The sequence below is a fragment of the uncultured Porphyromonas sp. genome (assembly GCF_902489635.1).
Classification (GTDB): domain Bacteria; phylum Bacteroidota; class Bacteroidia; order Bacteroidales; family Porphyromonadaceae; genus Porphyromonas.
In genome coordinates, this window is sequence record NZ_CABUAN010000044.1 from 1 (window position 1) to 17155 (window position 17155).

General features: G+C 49.0%; 10 protein-coding genes and 2 CRISPR repeat arrays. All 10 genes read right to left on the minus strand.

Annotated elements, in window-relative coordinates; translation table 11 throughout:
- Positions 1-578 precede the first annotated feature (578 nt).
- Positions 579-1495: direct repeats of the CRISPR family, unit length 37 nt; unit sequence CTCGCAGAGCATCTTCCATTAGAACAAGGATTAAGAC.
- Positions 1496-1872: 377 nt separating this feature from the next.
- The 10 genes from RDM37_RS07610 to RDM37_RS07655 all read right to left on the minus strand — a co-directional run bounded on the left by RDM37_RS07610 (position 1873) and on the right by RDM37_RS07655 (position 14572).
- Complete coding sequence (locus tag RDM37_RS07610) at positions 1873-3414, minus strand: AAA family ATPase (protein ID WP_308556418.1); 1542 nt, start codon at positions 3412-3414, stop codon at positions 1873-1875.
- Positions 3415-3495: 81 nt separating this feature from the next.
- The gene (gene csx2, locus RDM37_RS07615) at positions 3496-5187 is read right to left on the minus strand and encodes a TIGR02221 family CRISPR-associated protein (RefSeq protein ID WP_308556420.1); all 1692 of its coding nucleotides are present in this window, start codon (positions 5185-5187) and stop codon (positions 3496-3498) included.
- Positions 5188-5193: 6 nt separating this feature from the next.
- Positions 5194-6189 carry a Card1-like endonuclease domain-containing protein gene (locus tag RDM37_RS07620; RefSeq protein WP_308556422.1) on the minus strand — a complete coding sequence of 332 codons (996 nt, stop codon included), beginning with the start codon at positions 6187-6189 and terminating at the stop codon, positions 5194-5196.
- 2 nt (positions 6190-6191) lie between these two features.
- On the minus strand, positions 6192-8543 hold the full coding sequence (locus tag RDM37_RS07625) for a TIGR03986 family CRISPR-associated RAMP protein (RefSeq protein ID WP_308556424.1): 2352 nt from the start codon (positions 8541-8543) through the stop codon (positions 6192-6194).
- Positions 8544-8549: 6 nt separating this feature from the next.
- A complete protein-coding gene (locus RDM37_RS07630) occupies positions 8550-8951 on the minus strand; it encodes a TIGR04423 family type III CRISPR-associated protein (protein ID WP_298887923.1) in 402 nt (133 codons plus the stop codon).
- On the minus strand, positions 8948-10348 hold the full coding sequence (locus tag RDM37_RS07635) for an RAMP superfamily CRISPR-associated protein (RefSeq protein ID WP_308556426.1): 1401 nt from the start codon (positions 10346-10348) through the stop codon (positions 8948-8950). Before RDM37_RS07635 ends, RDM37_RS07630 begins: the two co-directional genes overlap by 4 nt.
- Positions 10349-10365: 17 nt before the next feature.
- Complete coding sequence (locus RDM37_RS07640) at positions 10366-11838, minus strand: hypothetical protein (protein WP_308556428.1); 1473 nt, start codon at positions 11836-11838, stop codon at positions 10366-10368.
- A complete protein-coding gene (locus tag RDM37_RS07645) occupies positions 11838-12380 on the minus strand; it encodes an RAMP superfamily CRISPR-associated protein (RefSeq protein WP_308556430.1) in 543 nt (180 codons plus the stop codon). Before RDM37_RS07645 ends, RDM37_RS07640 begins: the two co-directional genes overlap by 1 nt.
- Positions 12381-12391: 11 nt before the next feature.
- Positions 12392-13888 carry a hypothetical protein gene (locus RDM37_RS07650; RefSeq protein ID WP_308556432.1) on the minus strand — a complete coding sequence of 499 codons (1497 nt, stop codon included), beginning with the start codon at positions 13886-13888 and terminating at the stop codon, positions 12392-12394.
- A gap of 15 nt (positions 13889-13903) precedes the next feature.
- Complete coding sequence (locus tag RDM37_RS07655) at positions 13904-14572, minus strand: CRISPR-associated endonuclease Cas6 (protein WP_308556434.1); 669 nt, start codon at positions 14570-14572, stop codon at positions 13904-13906.
- Between the two features lie 530 nt (positions 14573-15102).
- Positions 15103-16454: a CRISPR direct-repeat array (repeat unit 37 nt; unit sequence GTCTTAATCCTTGTTCTAATGGAAGATGCTCTGCGAG).
- The last annotated feature ends 701 nt before the right edge of the window (positions 16455-17155 follow it).

Here is a 17155-nt window from a genome sequence, read left to right on the forward strand (position 1 = left end):
TCCGTATGTGACCGAAGCCGAATCCCGAAAGCAACACAGCGATTCGCCTTTATGCAACAGTCTCCTTATTTCTATCGCCCACAAAGCTCAATCCCAGCTCTCCGCTCCGCCAATCTCACACGTGGCGATGCGCCCCGCCTACAGTTTTCCAAAAACTTTCCAGCCTTGGACATTCCATTTTCCACCGAGGAGCCTTTTGGAACTCACACTCAAATGTGCAATAGCTACGTGGATAATGTTGATTTCTCAGATAGAGAACGAACATTATCCACGTGGAGACGAAATAAAACTTCGGAGGAATCAAATGAAACTTCGGAGGAAATGATTCTCGCCCACGTGAAGAATAAGAAATAGCCACGTGGGGATTTGGCATTTCCCACGTGACTATCGAATTAGAGATTAGAGATGTGCGTCCGTACTAGCGGATTACTCGTGAGATCGCTCACTGATAGTAAGGCATAGTCTAGGAAATTCGTATATTTGCAAGCGGTTAGGTACACTTTTTCCTCGAAAATCAAGCGGATTTTCCGAAAACAGCGTTGTAACTAACTGACACTCAACACGTCTTAGAATTAGCTCTCGCAGAGCATCTTCCATTAGAACAAGGATTAAGACTTGATTAAGGGCGAGGTCTATATAGTCATGAGTTATCTCGCAGAGCATCTTCCATTAGAACAAGGATTAAGACCCTCTTCTTGTAAACCAACTAGGCCAGATTTCTCTCTCGCAGAGCATCTTCCATTAGAACAAGGATTAAGACTCCTCTAGTACGCTCAGCACATCGGACTCGTCCCCGGCTCGCAGAGCATCTTCCATTAGAACAAGGATTAAGACTCCAGCTTGTATCCGAGGTAGTCGAGGTAACGCTCGACCTCGCAGAGCATCTTCCATTAGAACAAGGATTAAGACTCTTTGGCCTCTTGTCCTGGCTCTACCCAGCCAAGCCCTCGCAGAGCATCTTCCATTAGAACAAGGATTAAGACAATATCACGCTCTTCAGGATACCCGTCACACCGTGGTCTCGCAGAGCATCTTCCATTAGAACAAGGATTAAGACTTCAGTAGTTTCTCTTCTGCGACACGGTTGTCGTACTCGCAGAGCATCTTCCATTAGAACAAGGATTAAGACTTTTGTTCTGTTGTTTCTATCACTCTGACCACGCCACCTCGCAGAGCATCTTCCACTAGAACAAGGATTAAGTCATCTCTTTGGCTGACCGCTCGCAGTTAGCTATGCTTCTCGCAGAGCATCTTCCATTAGAACAAGGATTAAGACTTCACCGCTTTACCGCAATACTGAAAACGAACGCCACCCTCGCAGAGCATCTTCCATTAGAACAAGGATTAAGACTTCTTCAGTGCATCATTGCAGTGACCTATATAGTCCTCGCAGAGCATCTTCCATTAGAACAAGGATTAAGACCTGCGGTCTACATTGTGAAGCATGAAGAATGCTCCCTCGCAGAGCATCTTCCATTAAAACAAGGATGTTGAGGAGAGAGGTTGGGACGAATAATAAGAGGAGACTATTGTACAACAGTCTCCTCTTATTGGTATACGTCTTGCTTTGACGGGAACGGACGCACGAGCCGTGCGTTCCTACAAAGGGCTACACGTCTTGCTTTGACGGGGATGGACGCTCAGACCGAGCGTCCCTACACGGCGACGTCTTGCTTTGACGCAACGGACGCTCTCTGACTAGATACTAGCCGAGCGTCCGTACAGCATCGCTACACGTCTCGCCTTGACACAACGGACGCCCTCCGACTAGATACTAGCCGTGCGTCCGTACAGCATCGTTACTCGTCTCGCTTTGACAGGGACGGGCACCTCTCGCTAAACACGATCCGTGCAACCCTACTGTAAGGCCATTTATAGTATAGCTACGATGTTGGGGTTGTCTAGAGAGACGCTGTTGTAACCCTCTATATAGAATTCATCGACGAGGTAGAGCCGCTCGCTAGCTCGTGTCATCGCTGTGTAGAGCCACTGGTAGGCGGCAGCTTTGGCTTCGAGGGTGAAGTTGCGCGGTATAGAGACATACACGTGAGGCCACTCCCCACCCTGCGCCTTGTGACAGGTCAAAGCGTATCCATAGACAGCTCGGAGCGCATTGAGATAGGGGTCTCTAAACATCTGCTCCTCATACTCCTGGCTTCGCTGCTTGATGTCCCGCTCCCGCATCCTAATGTGAAAGTCGATGAAGAGCCTTTTCTGTGCACTTTGGTCTAGATTGCTATAGCCTGAATAGAGTATATCCTCGATGAGTAGTAGCGAGAAGAGCTGTCGCGAAGCTATCTCCATAACTTCTACTTGGAGGAAGGTGAGTCCAGCTCGCCGCTCTCTCTGGCCTAAGGCGACTACTCGCACGAGATCTCCGTTGCGCAGATTGGAGGGTAAGTTGTTTTGTGTGACGAGGAGTAGCTCGCCCTCCATCAGTGTTGTATCGGTAAAGCCTAGTGCTGGGCGAATCGTCTTGGCGTGCTGATTGCAGAGTCTATTGGTCGTGCAGAGGAGTGTCGCAGCTGTGTAGCCTGCCCTGCGCACGTCTGCTATGTAACTATCCAAAAGAGTCTTACTACTATCGACGAGCTCTATGTCCTTATAGTTGCGTAGCGGTAGCTTACCCCACCTTACAGCTGGGGGATCCTCATAGAGCTTACGGACTCTATCAGCGGCTAGGATGATGTCATTGTCCTTCGCTTGACGCACTATCTCTGTCAGCCTCACCTCCTCAGCTTCTATGCCAAAGTTTTCATAGAGATAGCTCTGCGAGAGCGCAGGCGAGTCGCTCTGACCTACAGGGGGAAGCTGACACTGATCGCCTACGAAGATAAACTTGCCCTGCGGATTGATATCAAGGAGGTCTTTAAGTAGCCTACCTGATCCAAAGATCGCTTGTCTAGGGTTCGGCTCCTTGAGGTCAGACACCATAGAGGCTTCGTCTACGATATAGAGCATGGAGGGTTCCTCCGTCTTAGCCTCTTGCTTGCCAAACTGCAGTAGCAGCTGTCCCGTATTGTCTACATTGTCATTGGCCTCAATCTCTTTGAGCATCTTATTGATGTCTTTATTGAATCCCATAAACTTGTAGATGTAGTGGTGTATGGTCTGAGCAAATCTCGTTACATCGACCGTATTTGCAGTCTCTGGGTCTGGTGCCGATGTCGCTTTGCGATTGGCTCCCACCTTGTCACTCAGCACCTTGGCAGCTCGTCCCGTGGAGGCGAGCATCACAAAGCGTCTCTCACTTGCGAAGAGCCAGTCGACGAGCTCTCGCATGAGGGTAGTCTTGCCTGTACCGGCAAAGCCCGAGAGTATGAGTACTCTGCTAAACTCTTGCTCTACGAAGCTCTGGATCTGAGCCAAGGCTTTGCTCTGATCTGCAGTCAGGACTAAGTTGGTCTCGCTCATAGTCGTGATAATGGACTGTGTGCATCAAGGTTTGCCTATCTGTAAGGTCTTGCTTGTAGAGAGTTGCCACACAGATCTACTTTAGTACTCTCGAAATTCCTTGAACTCAAAGATAGACTCCTTCTTGCCGTCTGCTAGTTCGATCGTCTTGCGCTGCGTGGTCGATGCAACACAGCGGACGCCTCGTGCGAGTAGCAGGGTGACAAGGCGAAAGGTGAAGGTCATCTCACCCATAAGGTGAACGGTCAAGTCACGATCGGGATAGCTACTGGTGATCTTCTCGGCATACTCCTCAGCGAGTCTGTGAATCTCCTCTGTAGTCGCTCCTGGATCTATCACAGGGAAGGGCATATCCACCACCTCTCCATACGCTCTTGCGGCATCAAGCTGAGCTTCGCTCCACTTGTCTGACGAGTGATTGGAGAGATTCAGGAAGAGTGGTGACTCTTTGACAACATTCGCTTCACACATCCCCGTATCAGGAGTTCCGGGAAAGACCTGATGAGCTTTATCTAAGCTGTCTTTGACTCCTATACGCATAGTCTTAACTTCCCGTCGATCTTTTTTCTCTCTAAATCCAGCATGGTTATAGTCATTGCGTAGATCAATTAGCGCAGAAAAGAGCTCAATCAACTTTTTCTTGTTAAGCTCATTGTCATTCAAAAGATCATCAAGTAGCTGTCTATTCTCTGGTTTGCATCTCTGCTTTTCTGGGGAGATATCATAATTTAGTATGGTAACAGCTGTAGTCACCAGCTCACGCAAATCTTTATCCTCAAGAGCTATACCATGCCTTTTAGAAAAGTAACTTATCAGTCCCTCCTCAAGAATCGTTGCAGATTGCTGATAGAGCTGCTTATCATAACACCACTGGGCTACATCTATGCAGGTATTAATCATACTTGAAGAGGGAGTCGACAGAGATCTCTTTATTTCTTCAAATATGGGTTCTAGTGGAGCTATGACAACGTTCTCAATCTGACCTGCCAATCGCTGAAGCTGTTTTTGAGTTTTCCCATTTATGATATCTAATCCTCGACAGAATATACGCTCTTGAGAAAAAGTCTTTAGATTCCCAATAAAGCTCCGCAAGCGTTTGACATCTTCCGTCCTTGTTTCTTCATTTGCCGATAAAGCTCTAAGTTGCGTATCTGACAATTCATAGAACTTGTCTGGGAATCCATAATCTAATAGGTTAGAAGCTCCTTCTGTCCACTCCTGTAGCGTCACGAGTGGCATCAAGTCAACAAGGGGATAGACGGTCGCCTTTGCTTCATAGTTTCCGTATGAGATGTGAACGACCTTCGTCTGCTTTAAGAACTTCGCATAGTTGCATAGTACGAGCAGTAGCATAGGGAGGTAGCGGAAGCTGTGGGTGATGTCGATGTATAGTTCATCGCCCTCCTGGAGCTTGTCATAGATGGTTTGAAAGACGTGCCATAGTCCCTGCTCGTCGCCATCCTCAGTGATGTCAACGGTTTCAATAGGGCAAGGGAGCTTCATCTCGTCTAGTATGGGAGCCAATCCTCGGTAGTCTTTTTTCTCTCCACCCTTATAGACTGGATTTTCCTGCCAATTGGAAGTCCTAGCAGTAGGAGTGAGGAAAATGTAAGCGATGTCTTGTGCCGTCCACGTTTCCTTTACATTGAGAAACTCCAGCGTCGCCTCCTGTATGAAGCATGTATCAGAGGAGATAAAGTCTCCCTGTGTATATTGGCACGAGCCATAATTACCCGTTCCTAGTATAGAGATGAATACTTTGCGGTGTGGCATTTGGTCTTACAGTTTTAGTGGTTGTGTTAGTTTAGGGCCGTCGATAATGTCTCGTATGCCTAAGATGCGCATACGCTTACTCATGTTTTCTTGTGTAGCCTTTGCGAAGCGCCACATCTGGTGTAGCGTAAAGATATAGGAGTTGACTCGCAGCCCGAAGTCCTTACTGATGGCTGCGAGCTTGTAGAGGTACTCGTCGACCACAGACTTGGGTTCCTTGCCGTAGCCTGTCATGGAGACCTTGCACTCGATGACGTAGAGGGCGTTGTCCTTGACGAAGACCACATCTAGCTCATTATCATTGGACGTAGAGGAGAGACGACAGATCTTGACCGACTTAGCTATATCCTCGTCTCTCAGCTTGAAGTCTCGCTTGATGCGTAGATAGACATACTCCTCAAACCACTCTCCTCCGAGGTAGCGACGTAGCTCTGGTCGTGGGGCTTTATGAGCGAATCTAAGCTCCTCGGTGAGGTAGAAGTTGCTCATCTTCTGTTCGTTGAAGAGATTGAATGGTCTCTGTGCATCACAGATTAAGTCATTGTCATAGTCATACGCTAAGCCGTAGAGTGTGAAGTACTCATTGAGACTGACCCTATAATCCAGCGAATGGGTCTGATCTGTGGAAAAGTCGTAGTAGCTGTTTTTGCCTATTGGGACATAGACGAAGCTGGCGTTGAACTGACAGAAGTACTCATGCACAGCGAGCGACATAGTCTTGGTACCACCCGTTATATTGACGACATACTCCACGCTATCCGAGAGTTGCTCCGCACGCAGGGCGTCTAGGATCTCCTTATAGTTGTCGTTGGCGACAACAATGCGCCGCACACTCCCCTCCTTACGACCTAGGGCTACCTCGAGGTGCATCGCCTTCTCTTGCATCTCCATCTGTGGGGTACTCATGAAGAGCAGATCGCTGTACAGCCCCTCCATCTCCTTGATGAAAAGAAAGTTGGGCAGTAGATGATCGCTCAGGATCGATACGATGGTCTTGCTCATAGCTACTTAATACTTAGAAGTCCAAAGATTTCATCTGCCAAGTCTTGTCCCAGCACCTTCGCCACTGTACGCTTAGCACTACCGTTCTTCCAAGTCTTTCTACCCTTGGCATTAGCCGTGTCGTAGGACTCTTGGAAGACTTGAGCGATGAGCTTAATTTCCTCCTCGTTGAGTGCCTTGCGACCCTCTTGCTCCTGTACAGCTTCCAGCCATTTCTTGATGTCGGTTAGATTGGCATTTAGAGATTTCGTAGCACTTAGCTTACCCTCCAAGCCAGCTTCATAGCGGGCTGCGCTCTCCACTGCTTGAGCTTTCTCTTCCGCTTGTTGACGTTGCAGATCTTCAAGCGCACTCTTCTTAGCCTCAAACGTCTCTCTGAAGTCTTGATAAAGAGCGCGTATGTCCCCATCCATGCGGTGCGCCATCTTTTCGTTCAAACGCATCAATACCCGCTCTGCTTGCCGTATGGCCTCCTCTAGGGATAGGGTATCAAGCTCTGCTAGGCGTTGATTGTACTCGGCCTTTAGGGTCTCTAGCTGTTGAGCTTTGATCTGCTCTTTAATACCCTCTGATAGAGAGTCTGGACCTGAGGCATGTCTTGGGGATAGCTTGCTAAAGCGGGGTAAGTAGTACTTATCGCCTCTTCCATTTTGTCCACCTTTGGCATCCTGGAACTCATTAACTCTAGGATCCGTAGACAAGCGCATATACTTGTACTCTTCTGTCTCGTTAGATACCGCACTACCCGCAAGTGCAAAGAGTTCTTGAATCTGAGGTGACTGATGCCAAGATGTGCCGAGATTATCACTCAGCTCATGCTCGAAGTGACCCATATAGTAGTTCATCTCTTCAAGCCCCTCACCCTCCAGTGTCATTGAGTAGCGACAGCGTCCATAGCCGTAGGGTTTGGCTTGACCTAACTGGTGGTAGTAGAGATCGGGTTTGCCATGAAATGTTAGTGCCGAGAGCAGCGCACCCAGCTCGATAGGACGCAAGTTGTGAAAGACGATATCACCCGTAAAGGTCGCACCACTGCGAACAGGTGTGAGCGTTGAGTCAAGCTTCTCATTGCCTAGGCTCTTCTGCCACACACCATTCCTGACGTGATAACGCTTCCAGCCTGCAAGACGACCATTGTTGTACGTTTGATATTGACCCGTGCGACCATTACTCCCCGTCTGCTCGATATACATTGGATAGTAAGAGGCCTTCGGAGTCCCCAAGACTAGCGTAACCTCCTCACTGGGCTCAGCATTTGTAGAGAAAGCATTGGAAAACTGTACACGCCCTCTCAAGCTGTCCGTCCTGCCGGTATAGCCGAAGATGCACTCGGCGAGATCGTGCGTTGACTCCTCCTGATGAGCCTGAGGAAGTAAGTCATAAGGCGTCATGTCGTAGGGCAACTTATAGAGCAGCGCCAGTCCGAAGTCTTTGATCTGGTTGTCCTCTGCACGAAAGAAGACAGGTACGCCCTTGTCTGTGTCTGTGAGGTGAGACTTCCAGTAGTTCCAGTCGTCAGAGTCCTTGTAGATGAATTCGTAATGCTCAAACTCCTCCTCTGAGAGGCTATAGCACCTCATCCCCTCTGACGGGAAGACAAACTCGTAATACTTGCCAGCGTTCATACCACGCTCCTCCTTCCATTGGTCTGGAGAGCCAGTGAAGACTATGTCGCCAGTAAACTCTCCCCGATCTGCACAGGTCACATAGGTGAAGGTGTTGGTTCGGACTTCAGTGAAGGAGAGATTTTCGAGATCCTCATCCTTAAAGAGATGATACTTAAAGGCTGCTGTCTTAGGGTCAAATGTCTGACCATCCACTTCCTTCGTCTTATTGATATCGAAGTGCGAATTACGACTAAAGTGTTTCTTTAGCACCTCTCCTCCAAACCAATCATCTATATCGCTATGACTAATGCGAAGCGGTTTACCATGGTCTACGATCTCGTAGTCGTCACCCTTCTTGCGCAGGTAGCCACAACAGATATTCCTCTGCACATTTGGATCCTTTATTGTGTAGAGGGCTGTGTTATTCCACTCTCTCTGTGCAAACTTAGCCCGTGTGTCGAGGTTCATCTTACCGAAGCTCATGATCTCCATAAGATTGCGTACCTCCCCCTTGATAGAGGTGGCCGGGATGAAGTAACGACCTGAGACTTGGCTAAAGCGGTTGTCCACAGCATCCTTGCCCTGTCCATTTCGGACGAAAATATCGCTCTCAGCCGTGATCGTAAGCCGGATCTTGCCACTTACGCCATCAGAAAACGGCACATCGTGTGAAATCTGGTCTGCCCACGAGGGAAAGTATACCTGGTCGGACAGAGGTATGAAGTTAAATGGTGCGTGTACTGACATAGCGTATTACTTTTCAAATCCAACAAATACGATGCGGTCGAAGACCTTCACGGGGAGGTTTAAGCAAGCAGGCGACTCATCTTCCCTCCAGTAGCGAAGGAACTTGAGATAGCGCTGAGACATCCGATGAGTCACGAAGCGAAGCTGCTCCACCTCTGGGTCATTGAGATCCTCCTCCGGGACTCCATACTGATTGATTAGATAGTGTCCATCAGCGTGCTTGATAGTTAGGGAGCACTTACCCTCCTGACTATATAGGTAACCCTCTCTGATGAATGGGTTAGCCCCCTCAAAGAGCGTCATATCCAGAGGGCTGTCGCTATACTCTATGGGTGCATCAGCATTACTCAGCCAGAGATAGCCCTCATAGCGCAGCTCGGTATTAATATCTTGAATCTCTACTCTCATAGTGTCTCGCCATTTCTTTTGATTGAACCACTGAATCGTCCATACCCCTTGTTTACGTTACCCCCTAAGGGAAGCATCCCGCTACAGAGATCTCTCAGAGCACTCTCGAAAGCGGTGATAGCCTTGCCAACTTGCTCAGTCTCCTCTTGCTCTAGAGCTTGCTTGTCGATGAAGATATCTAGCTTGATCTCCTGAGCGTTGGTATAAACCGCCTTCTCAGAGAAGAGTGCGCCTCCGACGCTACCGCCTGTAAAGCGGTCGATCTTGACATGATTGAAGACATGATCCTCTGTACTATCTGGACGCTCCATAAAGAGGTCGGTAAAGAGCACACAGCCACGTCGCTTATTGCGCCCCTGACTATCGCCCTCGCCTCCGAAGAGTAGACGCACAGCTTTGTTGTTTTGACCCGTATGTTCCTTCTCTAAGTCGCTCCCTTCCAGCCTGTCGGCAAAGATGCCACACTGCTTATTGTAGTGGTAAGCGGTGCGATGCGATAGAGCTCCCTTGACCGAAGAGCTCGGGATGAGGATCGACGCTGTACGCTCTTGGATAGAGCCTACTCCCTCCTGATCCCACACGATCTGCTGCTCAGAGACGTAGACCCGATCCGCTTCATCATCTCCAAGACCAGAGCCAAACATGAGGAAGTCTACAGGCTGCAATGAGACCTCATAGTGAAGCGTAGCCTCACCCGCGATAGGCTTTAGTTCGTAAGATGCGAAGCCCTCTCGTCCGTCTCGCAGACTAGAGGAGTTGTCTAGATAGAGTCTCAGATCGCTCTCCTGGCTTAGGTCTAGCTTGCGATAGAGAGCCGAGATCACCCGTATACTCCCGAAGCCCTTGCGACTACCGCCTCCCAGGCGAAAAGCGTCGGAGCCGATCGTGTCAATAATCTTAAGAAAGTCCGCCTCCTCTTGATCCTCCACGGCAATAAGCTCCATATCAAAGCAGAAGCGCGTACCTCGGAAGACCACCTCCTCGTCAAACTTGCCTCTTTGCTCCGCACTGCCTCGCTGCCCTATACGTACATGCTGTCGTATCGGTAGCACCTGATAAGCCTCCAGCACAGCATCTGCTGTGTCATGGGGTGCCAAGCCATCAACCACCTCTCCACGGCTGTTGAGGATCTTAGCATCGCTGATGATGAGACGAGAGCCCTCACCACCCCGCGGGTCTTGCCAACCCATGAGGGTGTTGCCTAGCTCTTGAGACTCTAGCGAGTGACGTATCACACCTGAGAGCGAAGTACCTGGTATAAAAGGATAGCCATTGACATCTCGCAGGACTGGCGCATCGGTCATTATGTTTTTATCTCCACACCCTATGGATAGCGGGCTGGTGGTCTCGATGATGATCCGCGCTGTGTATCGGATTGGATAAAATGTTTGTGCCATATCTTCTCAGAGAGGGGTTAGTTGTTGTTTGAGCAGTGCTTGCCCATCATAGAGGCTAGGTTGATCACGAGTTCTTGCAGAGAGCCACTTTTTTTATGTTCATCTAGGAACTTGTCTAGTACCTTCTTGCGCCCGTTCTTCTCCCACTTATCCTTTGCTACGCCATGATTGAGATAGCCTTCGATAGCCGCAATCAAGTCATTTGGCTGAGAGGTGACCATAGCCAAGTTGCGGATAGAGCCCCACTGAGAGGCAAAGGCTTCATCTCTCTTGAATAGTCCTCCATGCTCCTTGACAAAGCTATTTACCACATTCCAGACCTTGTTTTGCTCGCTCTGACGAGAGACTCTACTCTCTAGATAGTTCCACAGCAACTGGTCAGCCCCAGTGAGTGCAGGCAAGTCTTTAGGAGCAGGAGTAGCACTGTCTTTTTGACTCGTAGAGGGCTTTATAAAGCGATAGCTAGAGTGCCCCGTAGTAGGGTCTGCCTGGAGAAAGGCGGGGTTGTAGAGGACTCGCCCGAAGCCCTCGTTACAGTAGCTCCCGATGTACCTATCATGCAGCCCTTGCGCATTCGTCTGAACGATAAAGACACTCCCCTTCTCAAAGCCACATCGGTCAGAGTCATAGGCGCGGAGCTTGTAGTTCCACGGGGCATACTGGAAGGTGCGTACCTGACACTTGTCCCACAGGATCTGCCCCTCCTCTATGCCTAGCTCCTGAGCCGTGGGGTGAAAGCTCGGATAGCCGTTGTCATCAAGGAAGATCAGCCTAGAGTCCGCATAGACGGCTACACACCGACCAGCCGTCCCTAGCTCGACAGCCTTATCCGTACTCGTCGGCTCCTCAAAGTCATACGGAGAGATCTCCACGAGTCCAAACTGAGCCGTCCTCGAGCGTCCGATATGTCGCTGCCCGACCAGTGCACCGATGATCTCCTCGCGGTAAGCTTGCGCCTCCTCATCTATCTCGACTGAGAAGTATAGCGTCACGCCTCGCTGCAGTGCCTCTAGGCCAAACATCTGCTCATCCTGAGCACGACGTCTCGCTGAGTCATAGGCAGACTTGATGAAGAAGCTCTTATCCACCTTAACCTTATAGGCCTGACTCTCATCGAAGACATAGAACTCTTTGCGCTCCTGCTTCAGTTGCTTCGCTCTCATCTCTACACTGCTTGGATCAGGGATAAGATAGTTTACATAGCCCCCCCGCTTTATACCGTCTCGCTTGGGACTATAGATGGCGGCGGGGATCTTCACGCTACGGCGATCTCCTAGAGAGGGGTTGGCATCTCCAAACCGCACATGTCCACTATGAAATATCAAGAAGCTACGCTCATCCTCCTTATCATATAACTTGCTAGCTACTACGCCCAGGAAGTTACTCCCAGGGATAAAGGGTAGTGTCTGCGCCTTACCTTCGGTAGCTGGCGTATCGTTGAGTACGATATCAGACAGCAGCTCACACTTAAACTTCAATACCTCCATCATTACTCTACTCTAGAAAGTTTGCAACGGCCGTAGCCTCTATTCCTACCTAAGCCTAGTCGCTTGACAAAGTGCAAAGCGTCCTCCATCAGCGCCTCTTGCTCCTCAGACTCCAAGCCTATGATCTCGCCATATAGCGTACACGGGATAGTCGTCTGGATACGTCGCAGACTATGATCCTTAGCTAGGCCATCATCTCCTATCGCCGTAGAGGCCAGGGTATGGTATAGCATAGCGGGTAGTGCCTTACACGCTTCAGAGTTTTTGATATGCTGTGTCAGAGCATCACTCAGAGAGGCATTGGTAAAGTGTAGCTTGCCTTGCTGGTTCTCACTCCCGAAGAGCTCGTCAACGAGTGTCATATCGTCACTACCCCTGAAGTGTAGCACGCTAGCCACCGCCTCACGTAGTAACCCCTTGATCGTCTTGCCTGGGATAAAGGGGAGCCCATCTGGGTCCTTTACGACCAGCTCATCAGCATCAGCTCCAGCCGCCTGACCAGAGCCACAGTGCCAGTTAGAGAAGAATTCTACTTGATACTTCATCGCTTCCGTTTCTAATCTTTTGTCACCACATTCATAATGCTATACAGCGAGAGCACATCGAAGGCTGGATATGCAGTCACCACCCTCGGTGTGTCCTTATCATCAGTTTCTTTTCGTCTACATTTCGCTGTGCAGAGCTCTGTGACCAGTTTACTACTAGCACCACTATACACACTCTTCATACGATCTAGATGCTGACTAGCGAAGTCTACACTCCGATGCATGTGCGTGAGCCACTGGCGTAGCCCTGACTTGACACCCTCATCGTCTATCTTCTGAAGTTTATCACAGTACGACAGCAACTCATCTATGGTGAAGTAGTCAGCGCGCTCCGCTAAGTAGTATGGCCCGAATTCAAAGGAGAGAGCATCTGTGAGCATTAGCACGCGCTCAACGATGTCAGCATAGCTCTCTACGTAGCTATCCTCCACCTTGTGAAACATCAGGCACGAGGGGATGCTCTCCCCAGCAGCTAAGTGAAACTTGGCATCATGCTTAGCAGCACTGCAGAGTTCCTCCGCTAGCTTATAGCCATAGTGGAAGGGGTAAGAAGACTTGATAAAAGCAATCCCAGCACAGGCCGTCAGACAGGGTAGCCTCGTGGCTCTATGCACGATCTGCCCTAGCTCTTCCCGCCCCGTATGATACTCAAACTGACGAATGAACTCCTGTGCATACGCTATAGCCAGACTACCACGTATGATTACCGTCATATCATCACCACCCAGTACGACAGGACGCAGTGGATAGGAGTCGCCCTCTCGTACTCCTAGCTTCTCAAAGGCTGCATTGGCAGCACGCTCGGTAGCCTCGTCTAGTAGCTGGGAGAAACGCCGGTACTGCGCCATGTCTCCCCCGATACTCTGTACGATCTGACCCAAGCTATTGCCATCTGCATGGACGATAGCGATCCAGTCATTCCTATCCGTCAGCTTTGCGATGTCGTAAGGGTATTGATCAGCATCCACCTTCTTGTCACTATCAGTGCCATAAAAGCTTTTCTTAGCGAGCGATAGAGCGTGAATATAGCGTCTCTTAGCAGCTGTCGTCATATCGACACTTTTATCTTGCCCCTCAGGAGCAACTAGAGGTAGCCCCGTCTTGTTGGATCGCTTCATACCTAGCGCGCCAAGCGTCAGACTAGGTTGGGGCTGGTTACGCTGGCTCCGGAGCTTCTCCTCCAGTTCATTGATCCTATCGGGAAAGTCTCCCATCATCTCTACGACAGCCTGACTGATCGTGATGCCAGGCGCCTCGATCATCACACAACGAGGGAAGTCGCGCACCGTCTTAGCACAGGTCTCTAGATCGTCAAAGTAGTAGCGCACATTTCCTGCAGCACCGATGATCAGAGCCTCATCACGATATGACGCTCCGACCGTCTCGCGAAAGAGCTGCGTGCAGATCTGCGCCACCAGCTCACTGGCTCCCACGATATCTTTCAGCTCATTCGTCTGAAAGATAAAGTTTTGGATTCCTTGCACAGAGGCACCATATAAGTATCCCATGAGTAAGTCCTTTATTTAGTTCCTAATTCTTGTCAATGTTCCAAAGCCTACACTAGCGTGCCGGCCCAATCCTATCTGATCGGGCAGCGATACGTTGGTGGCAAACTGTATGTCGAGCGTCACCAGTGGCACGCCCTTGTACTTCACAGATCGCATAGGTGTCATGGCTGTAATCTCCGTCTCGAGCAGCGAAGGGACGAAGATGCCCACCCCCTTGAGCATCGAGAGTATATTACCCGTGAGGATCTGCTGCAGCTTCAGTACACGAGCCACCAGCCCTCTCTCACGCTCAAAGAGCTTGTAGTTCTTATCATTCAGCGGTAGCCAGTCACTCAGCTGATAGATCACCGGCACGTCACGCATCTCCACCTCATGTCTATCCGCATCGATATGCTCTATCCTTAGCGTCACGTGACGCTTGCCGATCATCGTCTCTAGGCTCTCCGCTTGGAGCAAGTCCCCGAGCGCATCCACACCATCGGCCACACAGACCAGTGCCGCCTTGCCATCGATCTGTCTATACTGGATCAAAGGGTAAGCATAGCGTAGCCCCCCAGCCTCATGATTGTGATATATCGTATTGTCTCGAGACAGCAAGCTGATGATGGCACCACGCAATAGCGGTAGCTCCCATCTTGCGATCGGTGTGTCAAATCGCACTTGCAACGTTCTCAGTTCGCCCATCTTTTATTGCGTAGCTTTGGTTTACACCTTTATGTCCCCTCTATGCTTCCTTATAAGCTCCTAAAGAGTTATAAATGTGTCTCTCCGCAAAGATAATAAAAAAAAGGACTTGTATGGACGCAGTGCGTCCGTTCCCGTCAAAGCGAGACGTAGCCGTGTAAGGACGCACGGCTAGTATCTAGTCAGAGAGCGTCCGTTGTGTCAAAGCAAGATGTCTAGCGATGCTGTACGGACGCCCAGCTAGTATCTCTAGTCGGAGAGCGTCCGTTGTGTCAAAGCAAGACGTCTAGCGATGCTGTACGGACGCACAGCTAGTATCTAGTCGGAGTGCGTCCGTTCCCGTCAAAGCAAGACGTGTAGCGATGCTGTACGGACGCACAGCTCATGCATCCGTTCCAAAACGACGAGACGAGTAGCCCTTTGTAGGGACGCACGGCTCGTGCGTCCGTTGTATCAAAGCAAGACGTATACCAATAAGAGGAGCCTGTTGACACAACAGTCTCCTCTTCTTATTCGTCCCAACCTCTCTCCTCAACATCCTTGTTCTAATGGAAGATGCTCTGCGAGTATGCCAAGAGGACTCAGAAACAACAACCCCATCAAGTCTTAATCCTTGTTCTAATGGAAGATGCTCTGCGAGGACGGCAAGGCGAGCGACAAGGAAACGGACGAAGTCCTGTCTTAATCCTTGTTCTAATGGAAGATGCTCTGCGAGATTGTTTGCCTAATCATTAAAACCAATCAAAACTATGGTCTTAATCCTTGTTCTAATGGAAGATGCTCTGCGAGTAAACAAATGATCAACATCAAGAATTCAGAGGTTGCATCTTAATCCTTGTTCTAATGGAAGATGCTCTACGAGGCAACCAAGCTCTACATCAACGTAAGAAATCAACCGTCTTAATCCTTGTTCTAATGGAAGATGCTCTGCGAGGCGGTAATTGCTATCTCTAGCCCGATATCTTACGAGATGTCTTAATCCTTGTTCTAATGGAAGATGCTCTGCGAGTTGAGTTCTTCAAGGTAAAGCTTGTAAAGGACTAGTCTTAATCCTTGTTCTAATGGAAGATGCTCTGCGAGGACAGCAACCCGATCGCTCACGTCTATGTGGACACGTCTTAATCCTTGTTCTAATGGAAGATGCTCTGCGAGGACACACGTGTCCTCTGAAGTGGATGAGGACAGCTGTCTTAATCCTTGTTCTAATGGAAGATGCTCTGCGAGTAATGAGGAATCCTAAGAATGGAAACCTCTTCTTCAGTCTTAATCCTTGTTCTAATGGAAGATGCTCTGCGAGACTTATGTCATTCAATGACTAAGTGCATTAGGGAGCAGTCTTAATCCTTGTTCTAATGGAAGATGCTCTGCGAGGTGGTCGAGAATCCTCGAAATGGACACATCTTCTTGTCTTAATCCTTGTTCTAATGGAAGATGCTCTGCGAGAGCGTCTTCCAGAGGATAAGGTTATTAGACGTGCCTGTCTTAATCCTTGTTCTAATGGAAGATGCTCTGCGAGGAGGTCTACGGATCACCGTAGACACTACAGAAACTATGTCTTAATCCTTGTTCTAATGGAAGATGCTCTGCGAGGTCCTAACAATTCTCACATGCAAGGAGTATGTGAGAGTCTTAATCCTTGTTCTAATGGAAGATGCTCTGCGAGCGCTTGGTTAACAAGCGATGATCAAGAACAATAATAGTCTTAATCCTTGTTCTAATGGAAGATGCTCTGCGAGTATATTAAAGTAGAGTGGAAAAACCAACCACTTTCTGTCTTAATCCTTGTTCTAATGGAAGATGCTCTGCGAGAGCCACCGGTCAAAGGACTGGTGAAAAAGAAGTGAAGTCTTAATCCTTGTTCTAATGGAAGATGCTCTGCGAGAGCTAATTTTAAGACGTGCTGAATTTCAGATGGTTACAGTGCCATTTTCGGAAAATCCGCTTGATTTTCGAGGAAAAAGTGTACCTAACTGCCCGCAAATATACGAATTTTCTAGACTATGCCTTACCCTCAGTGAGCAATCTCACAGGGCTGACGCATTATATTATATACAGAGAGCTCATCTGCCTCTCTATTCCTCGCTTGTCGCTAATGTGTAGCTTCTGACAGAGCGATTATGATGCATCAGCCTTAGCTGGGCAAATTCAACGCCAGCTCGCTACAATAATTTAGAACTGACTACATATCAAAACGGTATCGTGTCGAGGAAAAGTGATTTCCACGTGGATATTTCGAAATTCCCACGTGGAGAATTTTTATTTCCCAGGTAGGAAATAAAAAATTCCTCGGAGGAATCAAATGAAACTTCGGAGGAAATGAATCACGCCCACGTGGAAAATAAAAAATATCCACGTGGAGATTTGAGATTCTCCACGTGGATATTCGAGAAAGGAGGGAATCGGACGAATTTCCCTGTAAAGATATGTAAATAGAGATTAGAGGTTAGAAGTTAGAGACTAGAGGTTAGAGATTAGAGGACGGACGCCCTCCGACTAGATACTAGCCGTGACTGCACCCTGTAGGGGCGCTCGGTCTGAGCGTCCGTTGTTGAACGATCTTGACGATGTAACCTTTGACGGAGA

Bases quoted from the DNA above. Each gene is read 5' to 3' on its own strand.
- RDM37_RS07610 (WP_308556418.1), bottom strand. From the start codon at position 3,414: ATGAGCGAGACCAACTTAGTCCTGACTGCAGATCAGAGCAAAGCCTTG.
- csx2 (WP_308556420.1), bottom strand. From the start codon at position 5,187: ATGCCACACCGCAAAGTATTCATCTCTATACTAGGAACGGGTAATTAT.
- RDM37_RS07620 (WP_308556422.1), bottom strand. From the start codon at position 6,189: ATGAGCAAGACCATCGTATCGATCCTGAGCGATCATCTACTGCCCAAC.
- RDM37_RS07625 (WP_308556424.1), bottom strand. From the start codon at position 8,543: ATGTCAGTACACGCACCATTTAACTTCATACCTCTGTCCGACCAGGTA.
- RDM37_RS07630 (WP_298887923.1), bottom strand. From the start codon at position 8,951: ATGAGAGTAGAGATTCAAGATATTAATACCGAGCTGCGCTATGAGGGC.
- RDM37_RS07635 (WP_308556426.1), bottom strand. From the start codon at position 10,348: ATGGCACAAACATTTTATCCAATCCGATACACAGCGCGGATCATCATC.
- RDM37_RS07640 (WP_308556428.1), bottom strand. From the start codon at position 11,838: ATGATGGAGGTATTGAAGTTTAAGTGTGAGCTGCTGTCTGATATCGTA.
- RDM37_RS07645 (WP_308556430.1), bottom strand. From the start codon at position 12,380: ATGAAGTATCAAGTAGAATTCTTCTCTAACTGGCACTGTGGCTCTGGT.
- RDM37_RS07650 (WP_308556432.1), bottom strand. From the start codon at position 13,888: ATGGGATACTTATATGGTGCCTCTGTGCAAGGAATCCAAAACTTTATC.
- RDM37_RS07655 (WP_308556434.1), bottom strand. From the start codon at position 14,572: ATGGGCGAACTGAGAACGTTGCAAGTGCGATTTGACACACCGATCGCA.